Origin of the sequence: Paenibacillus sp. FSL H8-0283, assembly GCF_045040675.1 — a bacterium.
Classification (GTDB): domain Bacteria; phylum Bacillota; class Bacilli; order Paenibacillales; family Paenibacillaceae; genus Paenibacillus; species Paenibacillus amylolyticus.
Map to the genome: position 1 here is coordinate 3,590,113 of NZ_CP150295.1, position 15,414 is coordinate 3,605,526.

General features: G+C 46.8%; 11 protein-coding genes. 9 read left to right on the forward strand and 2 right to left on the reverse strand.

Going from position 1 to position 15,414, the window contains the following annotated elements; all coding sequences use genetic code 11:
- Positions 1–14 precede the first annotated feature (14 nt).
- From MHI52_RS16085 to MHI52_RS16105, 5 genes are all read left to right on the forward strand, one after another.
- On the forward strand, positions 15–1,829 hold the full coding sequence (locus tag MHI52_RS16085) for a family 43 glycosylhydrolase (protein WP_076253153.1): 1,815 nt from the start codon (positions 15–17) through the stop codon (positions 1,827–1,829).
- A 231-nt stretch (positions 1,830–2,060) separates the two neighbouring features.
- Positions 2,061–2,375 carry a helix-turn-helix transcriptional regulator gene (locus tag MHI52_RS16090; RefSeq protein WP_036615511.1) on the forward strand — a complete coding sequence of 105 codons (315 nt, stop codon included), beginning with the start codon at positions 2,061–2,063 and terminating at the stop codon, positions 2,373–2,375.
- On the forward strand, positions 2,372–4,828 hold the full coding sequence (locus MHI52_RS16095) for an FAD-dependent oxidoreductase (protein ID WP_076253154.1): 2,457 nt from the start codon (positions 2,372–2,374) through the stop codon (positions 4,826–4,828). The genes MHI52_RS16090 and MHI52_RS16095 overlap by 4 nt, the downstream gene beginning before the upstream one ends.
- Before the next feature lie 254 nt (positions 4,829–5,082).
- Positions 5,083–5,901: a MerR family transcriptional regulator gene (locus tag MHI52_RS16100; protein ID WP_076253155.1), complete on the forward strand. Its 819-nt coding sequence runs from the start codon at positions 5,083–5,085 to the stop codon at positions 5,899–5,901.
- A gap of 39 nt (positions 5,902–5,940) precedes the next feature.
- Positions 5,941–7,113 (forward strand): MFS transporter, encoded by a 1,173-nt coding sequence (locus MHI52_RS16105; RefSeq protein ID WP_076253156.1) that lies wholly within the window; start codon positions 5,941–5,943, stop codon positions 7,111–7,113.
- Between the two features lie 316 nt (positions 7,114–7,429).
- Here the strand turns inward: MHI52_RS16105 and MHI52_RS16110 are convergent, their stop codons facing one another.
- Positions 7,430–8,239, reverse strand: a complete 810-nt coding sequence (locus MHI52_RS16110; protein ID WP_076253157.1) for an AraC family transcriptional regulator — start codon at positions 8,237–8,239, stop codon at positions 7,430–7,432.
- A gap of 135 nt (positions 8,240–8,374) precedes the next feature.
- Here MHI52_RS16110 and MHI52_RS16115 point away from each other — a divergent pair, with 135 nt between their 5' ends.
- Positions 8,375–9,796, forward strand: coding sequence for a family 43 glycosylhydrolase (locus MHI52_RS16115; RefSeq protein WP_076253158.1), 1,422 nt, complete (start codon positions 8,375–8,377; stop codon positions 9,794–9,796).
- A 122-nt stretch (positions 9,797–9,918) separates the two neighbouring features.
- Here the strand turns inward: MHI52_RS16115 and MHI52_RS16120 are convergent, their stop codons facing one another.
- Positions 9,919–10,833 carry an AraC family transcriptional regulator gene (locus MHI52_RS16120; protein WP_076253159.1) on the reverse strand — a complete coding sequence of 305 codons (915 nt, stop codon included), beginning with the start codon at positions 10,831–10,833 and terminating at the stop codon, positions 9,919–9,921.
- Between the two features lie 216 nt (positions 10,834–11,049).
- Here MHI52_RS16120 and MHI52_RS16125 point away from each other — a divergent pair, with 216 nt between their 5' ends.
- The 3 genes from MHI52_RS16125 to MHI52_RS16135 are packed head-to-tail and all read left to right on the forward strand — an operon-like array spanning position 11,050 to position 15,406.
- Positions 11,050–11,925, forward strand: coding sequence for a fumarylacetoacetate hydrolase family protein (locus tag MHI52_RS16125; protein ID WP_076253160.1), 876 nt, complete (start codon positions 11,050–11,052; stop codon positions 11,923–11,925).
- A gap of 21 nt (positions 11,926–11,946) precedes the next feature.
- Entirely contained in the window at positions 11,947–13,413 is a 1,467-nt protein-coding gene (gene gucD, locus MHI52_RS16130) for an alpha-ketoglutaric semialdehyde dehydrogenase GucD (RefSeq protein ID WP_036671416.1), read from the forward strand.
- Positions 13,414–13,429: 16 nt separating this feature from the next.
- Positions 13,430–15,406, forward strand: coding sequence for a YjhG/YagF family D-xylonate dehydratase (locus tag MHI52_RS16135; protein ID WP_076253161.1), 1,977 nt, complete (start codon positions 13,430–13,432; stop codon positions 15,404–15,406).
- Positions 15,407–15,414: the final 8 nt, after the last annotated feature.

The following is a 15,414-nucleotide window of genomic DNA, read 5'->3' on the forward strand; positions in this document are numbered from 1 at the left end:
GAGGCTCTTTACCATTGACCAAAACAACTCCAAAATATGATGGGTATCTCTTTGTACATTTTATTGGCGAACAACCAGACGGAGAGCAGGTTTATTTCTCCTATAGCGAGGATGGCCTTCACTGGAAGGATCTTAATGGCGGCTCACCTGTGCTGTTTTCAGACCTTGGAGAAAAGGGGGTACGGGACCCGTTTCTGGTTCGTTCAGTCAAGGATAATAAATTTTATCTGATTGCTACGGATCTCCGCATCGCAAGCGGCAAAGGATGGACTCATGCCGTTAATGCCGGGAGCCTTGACGTAATCGTATGGGAATCCAGCAATCTCGTAAACTGGTCATCCCCATGGAACGTTACACTAGGTGTTGAGGGCGCTGGATGTGTCTGGGCACCAGAAGCTGTGTATGATGAAATGGCAGATGAGTTTCTTGTATTCTGGGCTTCTGCGACGCAGGAACCACAGGAGCAAGAACGAAAACAAAAAATATACAGCGCTCGTACAAAAGACTTTCGTACGTTTTCTGCATCAGAAAAATACATTGAGCGGGATAATCATATTATTGATACAACGATTCTTCCTGCGGATGGCTCTTATTATCGATACTCCAAGGATGAAACAACCAAAAACATACGGGTAGAAAAAGGAGACTCTCTCGACAAAGGGGCATTTGTTACACTTCAAGCTCCGGTACTGGAGGCTATGGCAGGTGTGGAGGGACCTCAAATCTTTAAATTCAATGACCGGGAGGAATGGTGCCTGATTGTTGATCGATTTGCTGAAGGCAAGGGTTATCTTCCTCTGCTGACTACAGATCTGGGAAGTGGAGAATTCCGAATCGTCCCTGATGGTGAATTCGATATGGGAACGACTCAAAAGCGGCATGGAAGTGTCCTGCCAATCACAGCTGAGGAGTGCAGCCGGCTTCTCGCGGCTTTTGGGGATGGTCATCAGGTGCTTCCCGGACAATATGCCGATCCTGATGTCGCACAGTTTGGGGATCGTTACTATATGTATCCGACAACAGATGGTTTCGAGGGGTGGTCGGGGACACAGTTCAAAGTGTTTTCTTCTTCTGACTTGAAGCATTGGCAAGATGAAGGTGTTATCCTTGATCTGGGAACAGAGGATGTCGCCTGGGCAACCGGTAATGCCTGGGCACCGGCAATAGCCAACCGTAACGAAAAGTTCTATTTTTATTTCTGCGGCAAAATGCTGAACGGCGAGAGTGCCATCGGCGTTGCTGTAGCAGATACACCGATTGGTCCATTCCTGGCCGAGTCACAGCCTTTAATCACAATGGAGCAGTTGAAACGTCTGGGCATTACTATGGGCCAAGCTATTGATCCCTCCATCTATGTCGAAGATGATGGAAGACCGTATCTGCTATTTGGCAATGGACATGGTGCCATTGTGGAGCTTGGTGAAGACATGATAAGTGTCGTTGAGGACACAATGAGCAATCTGGCGGGCTTGCATGATTTTCGTGAGGCGGTTACCGTGCTGAAGCAGGGTGGACTATACCACTTTACGTGGTCCTGTGATGATACAGGCAGCGAAGACTATCATGTGAATTACGGTACGGCAGAGCAGTTATACGGTCCAATTACCTATCGATACCCAATCCTGAGCAAAAATGTCGAGAAGGGCATGCTGGGCACAGGGCATCACTGTATATTTAATGATTCCGAAACAGTTCAATACCGGATTGCCTATCACCGTTTTGTCACGCCACTATCCAGATTCTCCTCTGGAAAGGGTTATCACCGCGAAATATGTATGGACCCGCTTCTTTTTGGTAAGGACGGACTGATTCAGCCTGTTATACTCTAAAATAAGCAATTCAATTGAATCGCTATTTAATGAAGGCTTGATACAGCATGAATGCCTGTCAAATGTCGCTTTTAGCGGTTTTGGCAGGCATTTTTATCATCCACCTGGAACAAGCAAAGCCGTAGGGTTGAGCGAGTATGCGACTTATTGAACGCATTCAATCCAGAATACATTTGACAGGCGAATCAATAAATCGTATTATTACGATATAACGATTTAGGAGGAATACTTTTGAACACTCCCGCTTTTGACAGTAATAACATTAAACAGTTCGATGAACCAGCTAATCTGCTGAAAGCTTTGTCTCACCCCATTCGTTTATGCATTGTGCGGGGACTGATGATGAAAAAAAAATGTAATGTTTCTTATATGCAGGAATGTCTGGATCTTCCCCAATCAACAGTCTCACAACACCTCCAGAAACTTCGCAGTGCAGGTATTGTTGCTACGGAGCGGAATGGTCTTGAAGTGAACTATGTGCTTGCCGATCAACGGGTTGAACAGATTATCAAAACTTTATTTGAAAAGGATGATTGTGAATCATGAGCAAAAGAGTACTCATTGTTGGCGGTGTAGCTGGAGGTGCATCTGCAGCTGCACGCCTTCGCCGTCTGGATGAACATGCCGAGATTATTATCTTTGAGAAGGGACCCTATATCTCATTTGCCAATTGTGGTTTACCTTATTATATAGGTGGCACAATCGATGATCGAGAGCGTCTGCTGGTGCAAACGCCAAAAGGGATGGCAGATCGCTTTCGTATCGATGTCCGTACAAGAAGTGAGGTCGTAGCTATTGATTCGCAGAAGCGAGTGGTTAAGATACAATCCCAGGAGCGCGGTGCATATGAAGAAAGTTATGACGAGTTGATATTGTCACCAGGTGCAAAACCGATCATTCCCGATCTGCCGGGTAAGGACAATCCGCTAATTTATACCGTACGAAGTATTCCAGATATTGATCGGATCAAAGACCAAGTAAGTTCGTCTAACAACAAGTCTTCGATTGTCATAGGCGGTGGATTTATAGGTGTGGAAATGGCTGAGAATTTAAAGGAAGCTGGTCTGGATGTAACGCTGATTGAGGGGAACGCACAAGTACTCACACCCTATGATACCGAGTTAGCAGCCGCATTAGCACAGGAAATGGAGAATCATGGTGTAAACCTGCTGTTTTCCAAACGTGTTCAGGGATTTCATTCCCTGGAGCAGGGCATAGGGGTTGAACTTGCCGATGGTCATGTGTTGACAGCTGACATGGTTATTCTTGCGATAGGCGTAACGCCGGACACCTATTTTTTGAAAGATAGCGGCGTTTCGCTGGGTGCACGTGGACATATTATCGTAAATGAAGCCTTGGAAAGTAGTGTGCCACATATCTATGCTGTTGGAGATGCCATCGAAGTAACGGAAACCATTCATGGTACGAAGGCAACGATACCACTTGCCGGACCTGCCAACAAACAAGGCCGTATTGTTGCCGACCGTATCGCAGGGCTTCCTTCTACCTATAAAGGGACACAAGGTACGTCCATTATCAAAGTATTTGGAATGACCGCAGCTACGACAGGCAGTAATGAAAAAACACTACAGCGCCTGGGCGTGGACTATCAAACCGTTATCGTACACCCTGCTTCTCATGCATCGTATTATCCGGGTTCAAGCGCAATTACTCTTAAACTGCTGTTTACTCCTGAAGGCATAATTTTAGGCGCACAAGCAGTCGGTTATGATGGAGTGGATAAACGAATTGATGATATTGCTGTAGCCATTCATTTTGGAGGACATGTCCGGGATTTAACAGAGCTTGAACTGTGTTACGCGCCTCCTTATTCGTCTGCCAAAGATCCCGTGAATATGGCTGGATATGCAGCAGAGAATATGATTACCGGACGTGTTCAGACGTACACCTATAATCAACTGGCTGATCGTCAGCCGGGGCGGTCGATACTTCTGGATGTACGCAGTGAAATTGAGCATCAAAATGGTCATATTCCGGACTCAATCTCTATTCCAGTTGATGAGCTTCGTCAACGTTTAGATGAATTAGACCCATCCAAAGAAATTTGGCTATACTGTCAAGTCGGCTTACGTGGTTACACTGCTTCGCAAATTTTGCGTCAGCATGGTTTTAGTGTAAAAAACTTGAGTGGTGGTTATAAAACATACCGTCAAGCCCAGTTTAAGCCTGCTACATTTACTGCTGCAAAAAAAGACCGTCCTGAACCTGTGGAAAAGGAGTCTATTCCCACTGACTCAACACAGCCGCAACGTATTGATCATGAGTTGAACGTGTGCGGATTAAGTTGTCCTGGTCCGCTAATTCAGGTTAAGCAGAAAATGGATCAACTCTCGAACGGGGAAACACTTCGCGTGAAAGCTTCCGATCCAGGATTCTATGAAGATGTCAAAGCATGGGCGACAATGTCGGGTTCCACAATCTTGCAGTTGGAAAGACTGAAAGGCGGTACGATTGAGTCTGTCATTGCTAAAAATACAGCACAACCCGTATCCGATGCCCCAATCAGCGATCCTGCCAGCACGATGGTTGTTTTTAGTGGTGATCTGGACAAAGCGATCGCTTCACTCATTATTGCAAATGGGGCAGCAGCCAGTGGACGGAAAGTAACCCTATTTTTCACTTTTTGGGGATTGAGTATTATTCGCAAGCAGCAGTCGCAGAAGTTATCCAAAAATATGATCGGCCGTATGTTTGATATGATGTTACCTCGCGGGAGCCAGAAGCTTGGCATGTCTAAAATGAATATGCTTGGAGCAGGCCCGAAAATGATCCGTGGTTTGATGAAAAAACATCATGTGCCGTCGTTGGAGGAATTGATTGAGAGCGCAATTGCACAAGGAGTAGAGATCGTTGCCTGCCAAATGTCCATGGATTTAATGGGAATTCAGCGTGAAGAATTAATAGACCAAGTCAAAATTGGTGGCGTAGGTTACTATCTTGGACAAGCATCACAAGCCAATCATAATCTGTTTATTTAAAAAAATTAGTAATGCTGAGCAGGATAATTGAATGCGTACCGAGAGAATGCCACGATGAGTGGCATTTTTTTGTTCAAAAAAAATGAACGTTTCATTCAGAAACGGTTCTTTGACTTACATTTAACAGCAACATAGAGTGATGACAAGGACGGTGGTTGATTTAGCTAGGCAAATGAGAAGCATATACACCCTTGACTTTCCCCTGTACGGGAAACTATATACTCGCATTATGTTAAAAGATTGGAGATGATATGTTGTTCAAAATCAGTGCGTTTTCCAGGCTAAGTAGGGTCTCATTAAAAACACTGCGTTATTATGACCAGATTGGCATACTTAAGCCGAGAAAGGTAGATCACGATACAGGTTACCGTTACTATTCCGCAGATCAGCTTCTCGAGCTTAACCGAATCTTCATTTATAAAGAATTGGGGTTCACGTTGCCACAAATCACACAGCTGTTACAGGAGCATATTACATTGGAGAATATTCAAGGCATGTTTAAGCTAAAAAGAAGCGAAATTCAGCAGATTATCGATACGGAACAAGCCAAACTCGTCCGGATTGAGGAACGCATGCAGCTTATAGAGGAAGAGGGGCACGTCGAAACTGGACAAGAAATTCTAATCAAAGAGGAGGGTGCTCGGCAGTTTCTTTTTCAGACAGGGTGTGGGAGGGAAGAGGAGATCCCGAGTTTATTTCGTCAGTTTGATCAGTCATTAACAAAAGAAATGCGCCAACTGATTGACGGTCCTCAGGTTGTTTTGTGGAAAGAAATCGCAGGACAAGAGGAAGAGTTCGAGTTTGAAATAGGTTACTTCTTAACCTGTGATCTGCGCTCACCTCCCGACCCATTTCAACTGCGGACTCTTCCTGCCGAGCCCATGATGGCCACCATAGCTTATCGTTCCAATGCCACCTTTGCCTGTAAAGCCTGTGTTCATCTAGCTACATGGATTGAGAAGAATAACTATCAGATCAAGGAGAACGGAGCTGGTAGGGAATTATATTTACCCTTATCTCAAGAACAAGATGTACAGTTTATAGAAATACAAATTCCAATATTAAATAGATAACTGAAGAATAGATAACTGAAGAAGACGGAGTGGATTAAAGTGAAAAATAAATGGATTATATATATCTTGGCATTGGCTGTTTTTCTGATCGGAACCCTTGAATACATTATTACAGGAGTCATAGAAATGATCGCCTCAGACTTGAGCGTATCTACTTCCGAAGTGGGTTTACTGGTGACTGTATTCGCTCTGGCAGCGGCCATTATCGCTCCGATTCTCATTGCAATTACAATAAATATGGATCGCAAGAAGTTACTGTTGTCCGCCCTCAGTGTGTTTATTGCCAGCAACGGACTTATGCTTGTTGACCTTTCTTACGAAACTTTACTATGGGTGCGAATTATTCAAGGGGCTAGCGGAGGAGTGGCTACCGTAGTAGCAATGGCCGTATCGACACGACTGGTTGAAAAAGAAAAAAGGGGCAATGCCATCGGCATCATTTTGATGGGGCTAAGCAGTTCGCTAGTGCTCGGTGTCCCATTGGGCACATTTTTTAGTGAAATGTTTGGATGGAGAGTTCTATTTATATTCATTGGATTGTTAAGTGTTCTTCCATTACTTATTATCTACAAAAAGGTTCCGGCAATCAAAGAGGAAGAAAAGATCACCCTCAGAATGCAGCTCTCCATTTTGAAAAATCCACTCATTCTGACTGCCTTGCTTATTACATTATTGTATATCGGCGGCTATTCGACACTGTTCACGTATATTACGCCTTTCTTGCAAGCTACATCCACTCTTTCTATGACCGAGATAAGCGGTGTTCTGTTTCTCGCGGGAATTTGCAGCTTTGTCGGATCAAAAGTGGGCGGACAATTGGCAGATGCAAAGGGATCAAAGTTTACAATTTGTCTAGGCCTTCTGTTACAAGGCGTAACTCTTCTTTTGTTTGCTCTAGCTGGAGTTAATCTTATCATGTTAATCTTGGTTTTAATGATTTTTATGTTAGCAACGTGGAGCATATCTCCGGCCCAGCAACTATATCTGGTTACACTGGCACCTCGTAATCCCGACATTGCCCTTAGCGTAAATACGTCATTTATCCAATTTGGTTTTGCACTGGGATCTGGATTAGGTGGGATTGTGATCAGTCGTACATCTGTCCTGTACTTAAATTGGTTGGGGTTTGGAGCTGTAAGCATTGCTTTACTTCTTGCCATCTTACTATTTAAGAAATCGAGAAGCAGGACTGGAACGCCAGATCCAGTGTAATTTCAGTGATGGGTAATTCTTGCTTATGAGTAAAATAAAAAGAGGATCTCTTCAGCATTCACTGCTCAAGAGATCTTTTTGGTGTATAACAAGGTTATAACGAGAATCACGTGTGATTTGCGTATCACAATATGATAATTGATCAATCATGCTTGAGAATATGTCATTGCATCATACAGTCTAAAACCTTAACTTAAAATGACAGCAGAGAACGCTAACAACCTCGATGACGTTTATACCGATTGGATGGCTAAGGTATGTGTAAACGCGTATTGGACAGAGTGGGAATTTTTCCATAGATCTAAGTACATCCCCCTTAAAAGTGAGATTTATATCCCAAATCTGTTAAGTCAGCCGGGACACCTTCACGTCGTTTATGAAACTGTTTAGGCGAGGAACCGGTCATTTGTTTGAACTGCCTGCAAAAATGCTCGACATTACGGTAACCGCATCGATCGGCAATCTCTGCAACCGTATACAAATGATGTCTGAGATATTCTTTGGCCAAACGTATTCTGCTATGAATAACATCCTCCATACACGAGAGGCCAAACGATTTCTTGTACATCAACTGCAGGTACCCCGGGCTGACGTTTATGATCTTCGCCATTTCTGATATTGTCCAAGGATGGCTGGGACGGTTATGAATTGCCGTTCGAAGCTTCAACAGAGGATAGTGCTGAGGACTAATATCCTCTTGGACACAAGACTCAAGCAATTTATTGAACAAGGTTCGCAGCAGACAATTGATGGATGATTCCCGGTAATCGTTCTGAAAAGAATGCTCTGCAACAAGCAATTGGAACAGCTTATGACAGTATTCCGGATCATCCAGTGGGAAAGGTGTGCCTGGCGGAAGGGAGGTATCGGTTACAAACGGTTCATCACTTTCAAAACGAATCCAATCATTTATATAGCGCTCTGAACAAGCCCGATAATATATTTTTTGATACGGTTTGAAAAGTACAGCACAATGAGCCGGGTATTCCTTAAGTTGTCCATCAACCCAAAACTGGGCAGGGGTCTGTGTAATGACTAATAACCAGGCATCATGCCCTTCAGGGATATCAAAAACAAAATGATTCTGATGTACCGCGTCACATTCAACGTAAAAAATAGATGTCATGGTTCTTCCCCTTTATATTTAAGTTGTAGAAAAGAATAACCCATACACTACTTAAGCTATTTTCTATTATACGAGAGTTATCTTTATTTCATAGAACGAATGTACTATTACAATTATATGAGGAGTGTAGCTGGAATGAACAAGCAGGGGTTCAACCCATATCTTCCATCCTGGGAGTACGTACCTGATAGTGAGCCTTATGTATTCAATGAAAGAGTGTATGTGTATGGTTCACATGACCGTTTTAACGGACATGCCTTCTGTCTGAACGATTATGTATGCTGGTCTGCACCCGTGAATGACCTGGGGAATTGGAGAAATGAAGGGGCGATCTACCGAAAAACAGATGACCCGTTGAATCCGAATGGCCATATGTGCTTGTATGCACCAGATGTTACGCTGGGTCCTGATGGGCGGTATTATCTGTATTATGTGCTGGATAAGGTACCCGTTGTTTCGGTGGCTGTATGTGATGCACCTGCCGGTAAATATGAATTCTACGGTTATGTACAATATGGCGACGGCACTCGTCTGGGTGAAAGAGAAGGGGACGAGCCCCAGTTCGATCCCGGCGTGATGACTGAAGGACAGCACACTTATCTGTATACCGGCTTCTGTGCGGCCGGAGACCAATCAAGACATGGCGCGATGGCCACGATGCTAGGTCCGGATATGCTGACGATTGTGGAAGAACCCATATTCGTAGCACCGAGCGAGCCTTACAGTGAGGGCAGCGGTTATGAGGGCCATGAATTTTTTGAGGCGCCTTCCATTCGGAAGAGAGGTGATACCTACTATCTGGTGTATTCTTCTATCGTTATGCATGAATTATGTTATGCCACCAGTCGATTTCCAAATAAAGGATTTACATATCAGGGCGTCATCGTAAGCAACTGTGATCTCCATATCGACTCCTACAAACCTACTGACAAACCCATGTATTATGGAGGCAATAACCATGGCAGCATTGTGGAGATCAACGGAGACTGGTATGTCTTCTATCACCGTCATACCAATGGGGACGCATTCAACCGGCAGGGCTGTATTGAGAAGATATCTTTTGCAGAGGACGGCAGCATTCCTCAGGTGGAAATGACCTCCTCTGGTCCAAGTGGGAGACCGCTTGAAGGAAAAGGCGAGTACCCCGCATATCTTGCATGTAATCTTTTGACCAAAGATGATCAGAAGTACACTGGAGGTTTTGGAGCAGGAGCCTGGCTGGACAGCCGCTTTCCAAAGATCACCCAGGATGGTAGAGACGGTGATGAAGAAGTCGGATATATCGCCAATATGGTTGAATCCGCAACGGCAGGTTTTAAATACTTTGATTGCCGAGGAATTCGCCAGGTCTCGATCAAGGTACGGGGATATTGTCACGGGGTATTTGAGGTCAAAACCGCATGGGACGGTCCTGTCCTGGGTACAATCCCGGTACATTTCACCAATCATTGGAAACCCTATTCAGTCGAGATGACCATTCCGGATGGTATACAAGCTTTGTATTTTACGTACAGAGGTTCTGGAAGTGCAAGCCTTGCATCATTTATTTTAGCGTAATCCTCAAACACATGATCTAAGCAATCCAGACAAAACAAAGCAGCTGCTGGTCATCCAGTAGCTGTTTTGTTGACCGATCAGCCTATGCGGCTCAGATAGTTGGTTTTTTTATGATTAAACTTTTAGTCATCCGCATCGTTGGCTTCTCCGGCCTGTTGCGAATGGCTGCGATATTCGCTTGGCGCGATGCCTGTCCACCGCTTGAACTGGCGGCTGAAATGCGCATTGGTCTTATAACCCAGCATCATCGCAATATGGTCTATGTTCAAGTCGGTTTGCTTTAACAGCCGCTGCGCTTCGTTCAGAAGGGTTTCGGATAGAAACTTGCGTGGAGCGATGCCGTATACCTCCCGAAAAATACGATTAACCTGTGACGGGCTTATGCTCAGCGATTTGGCAATGTCCTGAATCCAGGTTCGATCGCTCTCCTGAATTTCCCCGTGAAGATGGATATACCTTACCGAATCCTCAATGTGCTCAGCAATCTGATGGGCAATGGTTTCTTTTCTCGACAACGTAACGGATGCTTGCTGAGATAACTGACCGACCAGGGAACCGAGCAGTTCAAACACGGCGGCGTGTACCTTCATTTGTTTGGAGGAAGATAGCGAGCTAGACAAATGCTCTGTAGCCAAACTATACAAGGTAGACAGGGAAGGGGAGAGCCCCAGAGCCAAATTCGAATTTGCCGGATAATAGATGTCTTTGCAACGGTTAAGTTCTCTGCAAAAGGATGTATCGTGTATGCTGAAATGCACAGAAAAATAAGTGAACCCCTCTGGTCCGGCTCCGGTGCAAGAGTGGGTCATACCAGGCCGGATGAACAGAAGGTCGCCAACCGACTGCCGATAAGACTGCCCGTTGACAACCATGTTCATCTGCCCGTCCATCATCCAGTGCACTTCATACATTGAATGTTCATGAGACGGATAAGTCCAGCTGGAATCTACTTTTCTTGCATGCAGCCCCAATAATTGAAAAGACATGCGAACATCGGGCAGACGCCCTAAATACACAGCATCCAAAAGCTTGGTCACAGCAAACCAACCCCCTTGTACTATTCTATATACCAACATCCTGTCATCGGATTGTCCTCGTAAATTATCTTTAGTTTAATGGATCTAACCTCATCTTAACAGAAAAAAATGCGTGAAAAGGGTAAATCGTCGGAGTGATTAGAACATCGTCATGAACCATAGCGGGTGCTATGGTAGTATTATCAACCCGATGGGGAAAAATGGAGGCAAGCTTGAATGAGAATTATTCGATTTCTGGACGGACAACAGAAGTGGCTGGCAGCCGTTACGGATGATGAACAAGCGTATCGTTTGCCACAAGCAGATTTTATGACTTTGATCTATCAAGCAAGAAAGCAGGGGATTTCTCCAGTTCAACTTGTTGAAAGCGCTTTTAAACCGTTAAACAAGTTAACTGACGATTGGACTTCCTTACATCTACTCACTCCATTGGAAGCTCCGGAAGTATGGGCCGCGGGTGTGACTTATCAGCGCAGCCGGGAAGCGCGAAATTATGAAGCAACGGAAGGCAAGCTGGATGCAAAGACCTTTTACGATAAAGTTTACGATGCCGAAAGACCGGAGATCTTTTTTAAATCTACAGCAGCCCGCACCATCGGGCCCAATGAGGCTGTCACACTTCGCAGCGATTCCAATTGGCAGATCCCGGAGCCTGAGCTGGGGTTGGTGCTTGCCGCGGATGGCAGCATTGTGGGATACATCGTTGGTAATGACATGAGCTGCCGCGATATTGAAGGGGAGAATCCGCTGTATCTACCGCAAGCAAAAATGTGGCGCAATTCCTGCTCGATAGGGCCAGCCATTCGTCTAGCGGAAACGGTGCAAAATCCATATGCGTTCAACATCGTCTGCGAAATATATCGCGAAGGTGAAATAGTTGTCAAAAGCGAGGCAAGCACAAGTGAGTTAAACCGAAAACTCGATGAGCTGGTCTCTTTTCTGGCCAGAGATAACGATCTCTTTGACGGTACGGTGTTATTAACAGGCACAAGCATCGTGCCACCCAATGATTTTACACTTGCACCCGGGGACCGCATTGAAATATCCATTAGCGATATCGGGACACTTATTAATCCAGTCATTTCAAACTAATGTACAAGGAGGATGAATGCAATGACCACATTTCAGGTAGAGCAGACATACAGCAATTACATTAACGGAGAATGGGTGAAGGCGACATCCGGTGAAACCGAACCGAGCATCAACCCGGCGAATCGGAAGGAGGTAGTTGGCTACGTACCCACCTCAGGCGTAGAGGATCTGAACCGGGCTGTTGCAGCCGCGAAGGAAGCAGCAAAAGATTGGCGGAGGTTATCGGGCGCGGAACGCGGAAACTATCTATTTCAAGCAGCCAATGTGCTGGAACGCCGGGCCGATGAAGTTGCAGAGGCGATGACCAGGGAAATGGGCAAAACACTCCCAGAAGCTAAAGGAGAGACACTGCGCGGTGTAGCAATCTTAAGGTATTACGCCGGAGAAGGCATGCGAAAAACCGGGGATGTCATTCCATCAACGGACAGCGAAGCACTGATGTTTACGACTCGCGTACCCCTTGGCGTTGTTGGGGTTATTGCTCCTTGGAATTTCCCGGTAGCCATTCCGATTTGGAAAACGGCTCCGGCCTTGATTTACGGCAATACGGTTGTGTTGAAGCCTGCTCAGGAAACTGCGGTCACTGCGGCTAAAGTAATGGAGTGTTTTGAAGAGGCGGGCATTCCGGCAGGCGTTCTTAATCTGGTATGCGGCAGAGGCTCAGTGATCGGATCTGCACTTGCTGAGCATCCGGATGTGGGCGGAATAACGTTCACAGGTTCCAATGAAGTGGGCAAACGGGTCGGCGGCGCAGCACTGGCACGTGGGGCCAAGTATCAACTTGAAATGGGTGGGAAAAACCCGATTATTATCGCGGCTGACGCTGACCTGGATTTGGCTGTGGAAGCCACGATCAGCGGTGGGTTGAAATCGACCGGGCAAAAATGTACGGCCACCAGCAAGGTCATTATTGAACGAAAAGTATACGATGCCTTCAAAGAAAAGCTGCTCTCGCAAATCCAGGAAATTCGGCTGGGTGACGGCATGTCTTCTGGAAGCTGGATGGGTCCATGTGCAAGCGAAGGACAGCTCAATACCGTGCTGAGTTATATTCAAAAAGGCCAAGATGAAGGTGCCGTTCTGCTCACTGGTGGAAAAAGAGGGGACGGTCCGGGATTAGAAGAGGGATTCTATGTGCAGCCGACCGTATTTGAAGGGGTCGAATCCCATATGTCCATCGCCCGGGAAGAAATTTTTGGCCCGGTTCTGGCCTTGATTGCGGTAGATTCCCTGGAGGAAGCCATCGAAGCGGCTAATGATAGCGATTATGGCTTGAGTGCTTCCATCTATACACAGAACGTCGGAGCCATGTTGTCTTTCATCCGGGACATGGATGCAGGACTGGTCAGAATTAATGCAGAAACAGCCGGCGTAGAGCTGCAGGCTCCGTTTGGCGGAATGAAGATGTCAAGTTCACACTCCAGAGAACAGGGGCAAGCGGCTATCGAGTTTTTCACGGCCATCAAAACGGTCTTTGTGAAGTCATAAACTGTGGGAGGCTATCATGTACGAACAGATTACGTCGATTATGGGAGAGACCGCGTCCAACTGCTTCGATATCATAGCACATGCTCCAGGGGCTGCCGGACGTCTGCCTTTAACGGATGATTTGCTGCGGAATGCTCCAAGCGGCGACTTGTTTGGCATGTCCCAGAATGTTGGAATGGGCTGGAAGCCCGGGGAATTGAACGGAAAACAATATCTGATCTTAAGTACGCAAGGTGGCATACGCAATGAAGATGGCAGCCCGGCAGCACTCGGTTACCATACGGGTCACTGGGAGGTCGGCCTGCTGATGAAGGCTGCCGCAGAAGAACTGTCAAGCCGGGGAGGAATCCCGTTTGCTGGATATGTCAGCGATCCGTGTGACGGCAGATCTCAGGGGACAACCGGCATGTTTGACTCGCTTCCGTACCGGAACGATGCCGCTATGGTATTTCGCAGACTGATTCGCTCGCTGCCAACACGTAAAGGCGTGCTTGGTGTCGCCACTTGTGACAAAGGCCTTCCAGCGATGATGCTCGCGCTTGCCGGCATGCCGCAATTGCCTGGCGTAATCGTTCCCGGTGGCGTCACACTTCCGCCTACCGATGGAGAGGACGCCGGTAAAATTCAGACCATCGGTGCACGGTACGTCAACGGGGAACTTTCTCTGGAAATGGCGTCGGATTTAGGATGCCGAGCTTGTGCTACACCGGGAGGAGGCTGTCAGTTTCTAGGTACCGCGGCTACAGCCCAGGTTGTAGCCGAGGCAATGGGTATGACAGTGCCACATGCCGCGCTTGCACCTTCCGGGCAGCCGATCTGGTTTGAAATGGCGCGCCAATCGTCACGTGCACTCATCCATATGGAGTCTCAGGGGATGAGGATGGCAGACATCGTCACGGATGCATCCATTCGCAATGCGATGACCGTCCATGCTGCGTTTGGAGGATCGACCAATCTGCTTCTTCACATACCGGCGATTGCCCATGCAGCGGGTTTAACCGTACCCACGGTACAGGACTGGATACAGGTCAACAAAAATGTTCCGCGGCTGGTTAGTGCCCTGCCAAACGGACCGATCTTTTATCCGACCATACGTGTCTTTCAGGCAGGAGGTGTACCGGAGGTCATGCTACACCTCAGACAGCTTGGTCTGTTGGATGAGTCTGTACCAACGGTTACAGGTACTTCATTGGGTCAGGTACTGGACTGGTGGGAATCGTCGGAACGCCGTCATCTCATGCGGAAGCAGTTAAAAGAGCAGGACGGCATCGATCCGGACAGTGTCATCATGAGTGTAGAACACGCTCAGCGGCTTGGAATCTCATCGACTGTAACATTTCCAACCGGGAATATCGCTCCAGAAGGTTCTGTCATCAAATCCACCTCTATTGATCCTGCTGTGCTGGATGAGCATGGCGTATACCGTCATCGTGGCAGAGCAAAGGTGTTTACCACCGAACGTGAGGCGATCCATGCGATTAAGACCGGAGGTATTCTGGCTGGCGACGTTGTTGTGCTTCTCGGGCGAGGTCCATCGGGAACCGGGATGGAGGAGACGTACCAGCTTACATCTGCGCTTAAACATTTGCCTTTTGGCAAATACGTGTCACTGATTACGGATGCCCGGTTCTCCGGTGTTTCCACCGGAGCGTGTATTGGTCATGTTGGCCCCGAAGCGCTGGCAGGCGGACCGATTGGCAAGCTGCGGAACGGAGACCTGATTGACATCGAGGTTGATCGTAACACACTGGAGGGTAGCATTAACTTTGTCGGAGAAGGAGAGCTGGCGTTTTCGCCGGAAGAAGGTGCTCTCATCCTGGCACAAAGGCCCTTCCATCCGGATATGAGACCTGATGAAGCTTTGCCGGATGATACAAAGCTCTGGGCTGCATTGCAATCGGTCAGCGGTGGGACTTGGAGAGGGAATGTATATGATGTCGAGCGGATCATAACCGCCCTGGAAGCCGGCAAAAAAGCGCTAGGCTGGTACTGATATCCACC

What these genes read in the sequence shown, in the direction of transcription:
- MHI52_RS16135 (WP_076253161.1), top strand. Translation starts at nt 13,430, where the DNA reads ATGTACGAACAGATTACGTCGATTATGGGAGAGACCGCGTCCAACTGC.
- gucD (WP_036671416.1), top strand. Translation starts at nt 11,947, where the DNA reads ATGACCACATTTCAGGTAGAGCAGACATACAGCAATTACATTAACGGA.
- MHI52_RS16095 (WP_076253154.1), top strand. Translation starts at nt 2,372, where the DNA reads ATGAGCAAAAGAGTACTCATTGTTGGCGGTGTAGCTGGAGGTGCATCT.
- MHI52_RS16110 (WP_076253157.1), bottom strand. Translation starts at nt 8,239, where the DNA reads ATGACATCTATTTTTTACGTTGAATGTGACGCGGTACATCAGAATCAT.
- MHI52_RS16115 (WP_076253158.1), top strand. Translation starts at nt 8,375, where the DNA reads ATGAACAAGCAGGGGTTCAACCCATATCTTCCATCCTGGGAGTACGTA.
- MHI52_RS16125 (WP_076253160.1), top strand. Translation starts at nt 11,050, where the DNA reads ATGAGAATTATTCGATTTCTGGACGGACAACAGAAGTGGCTGGCAGCC.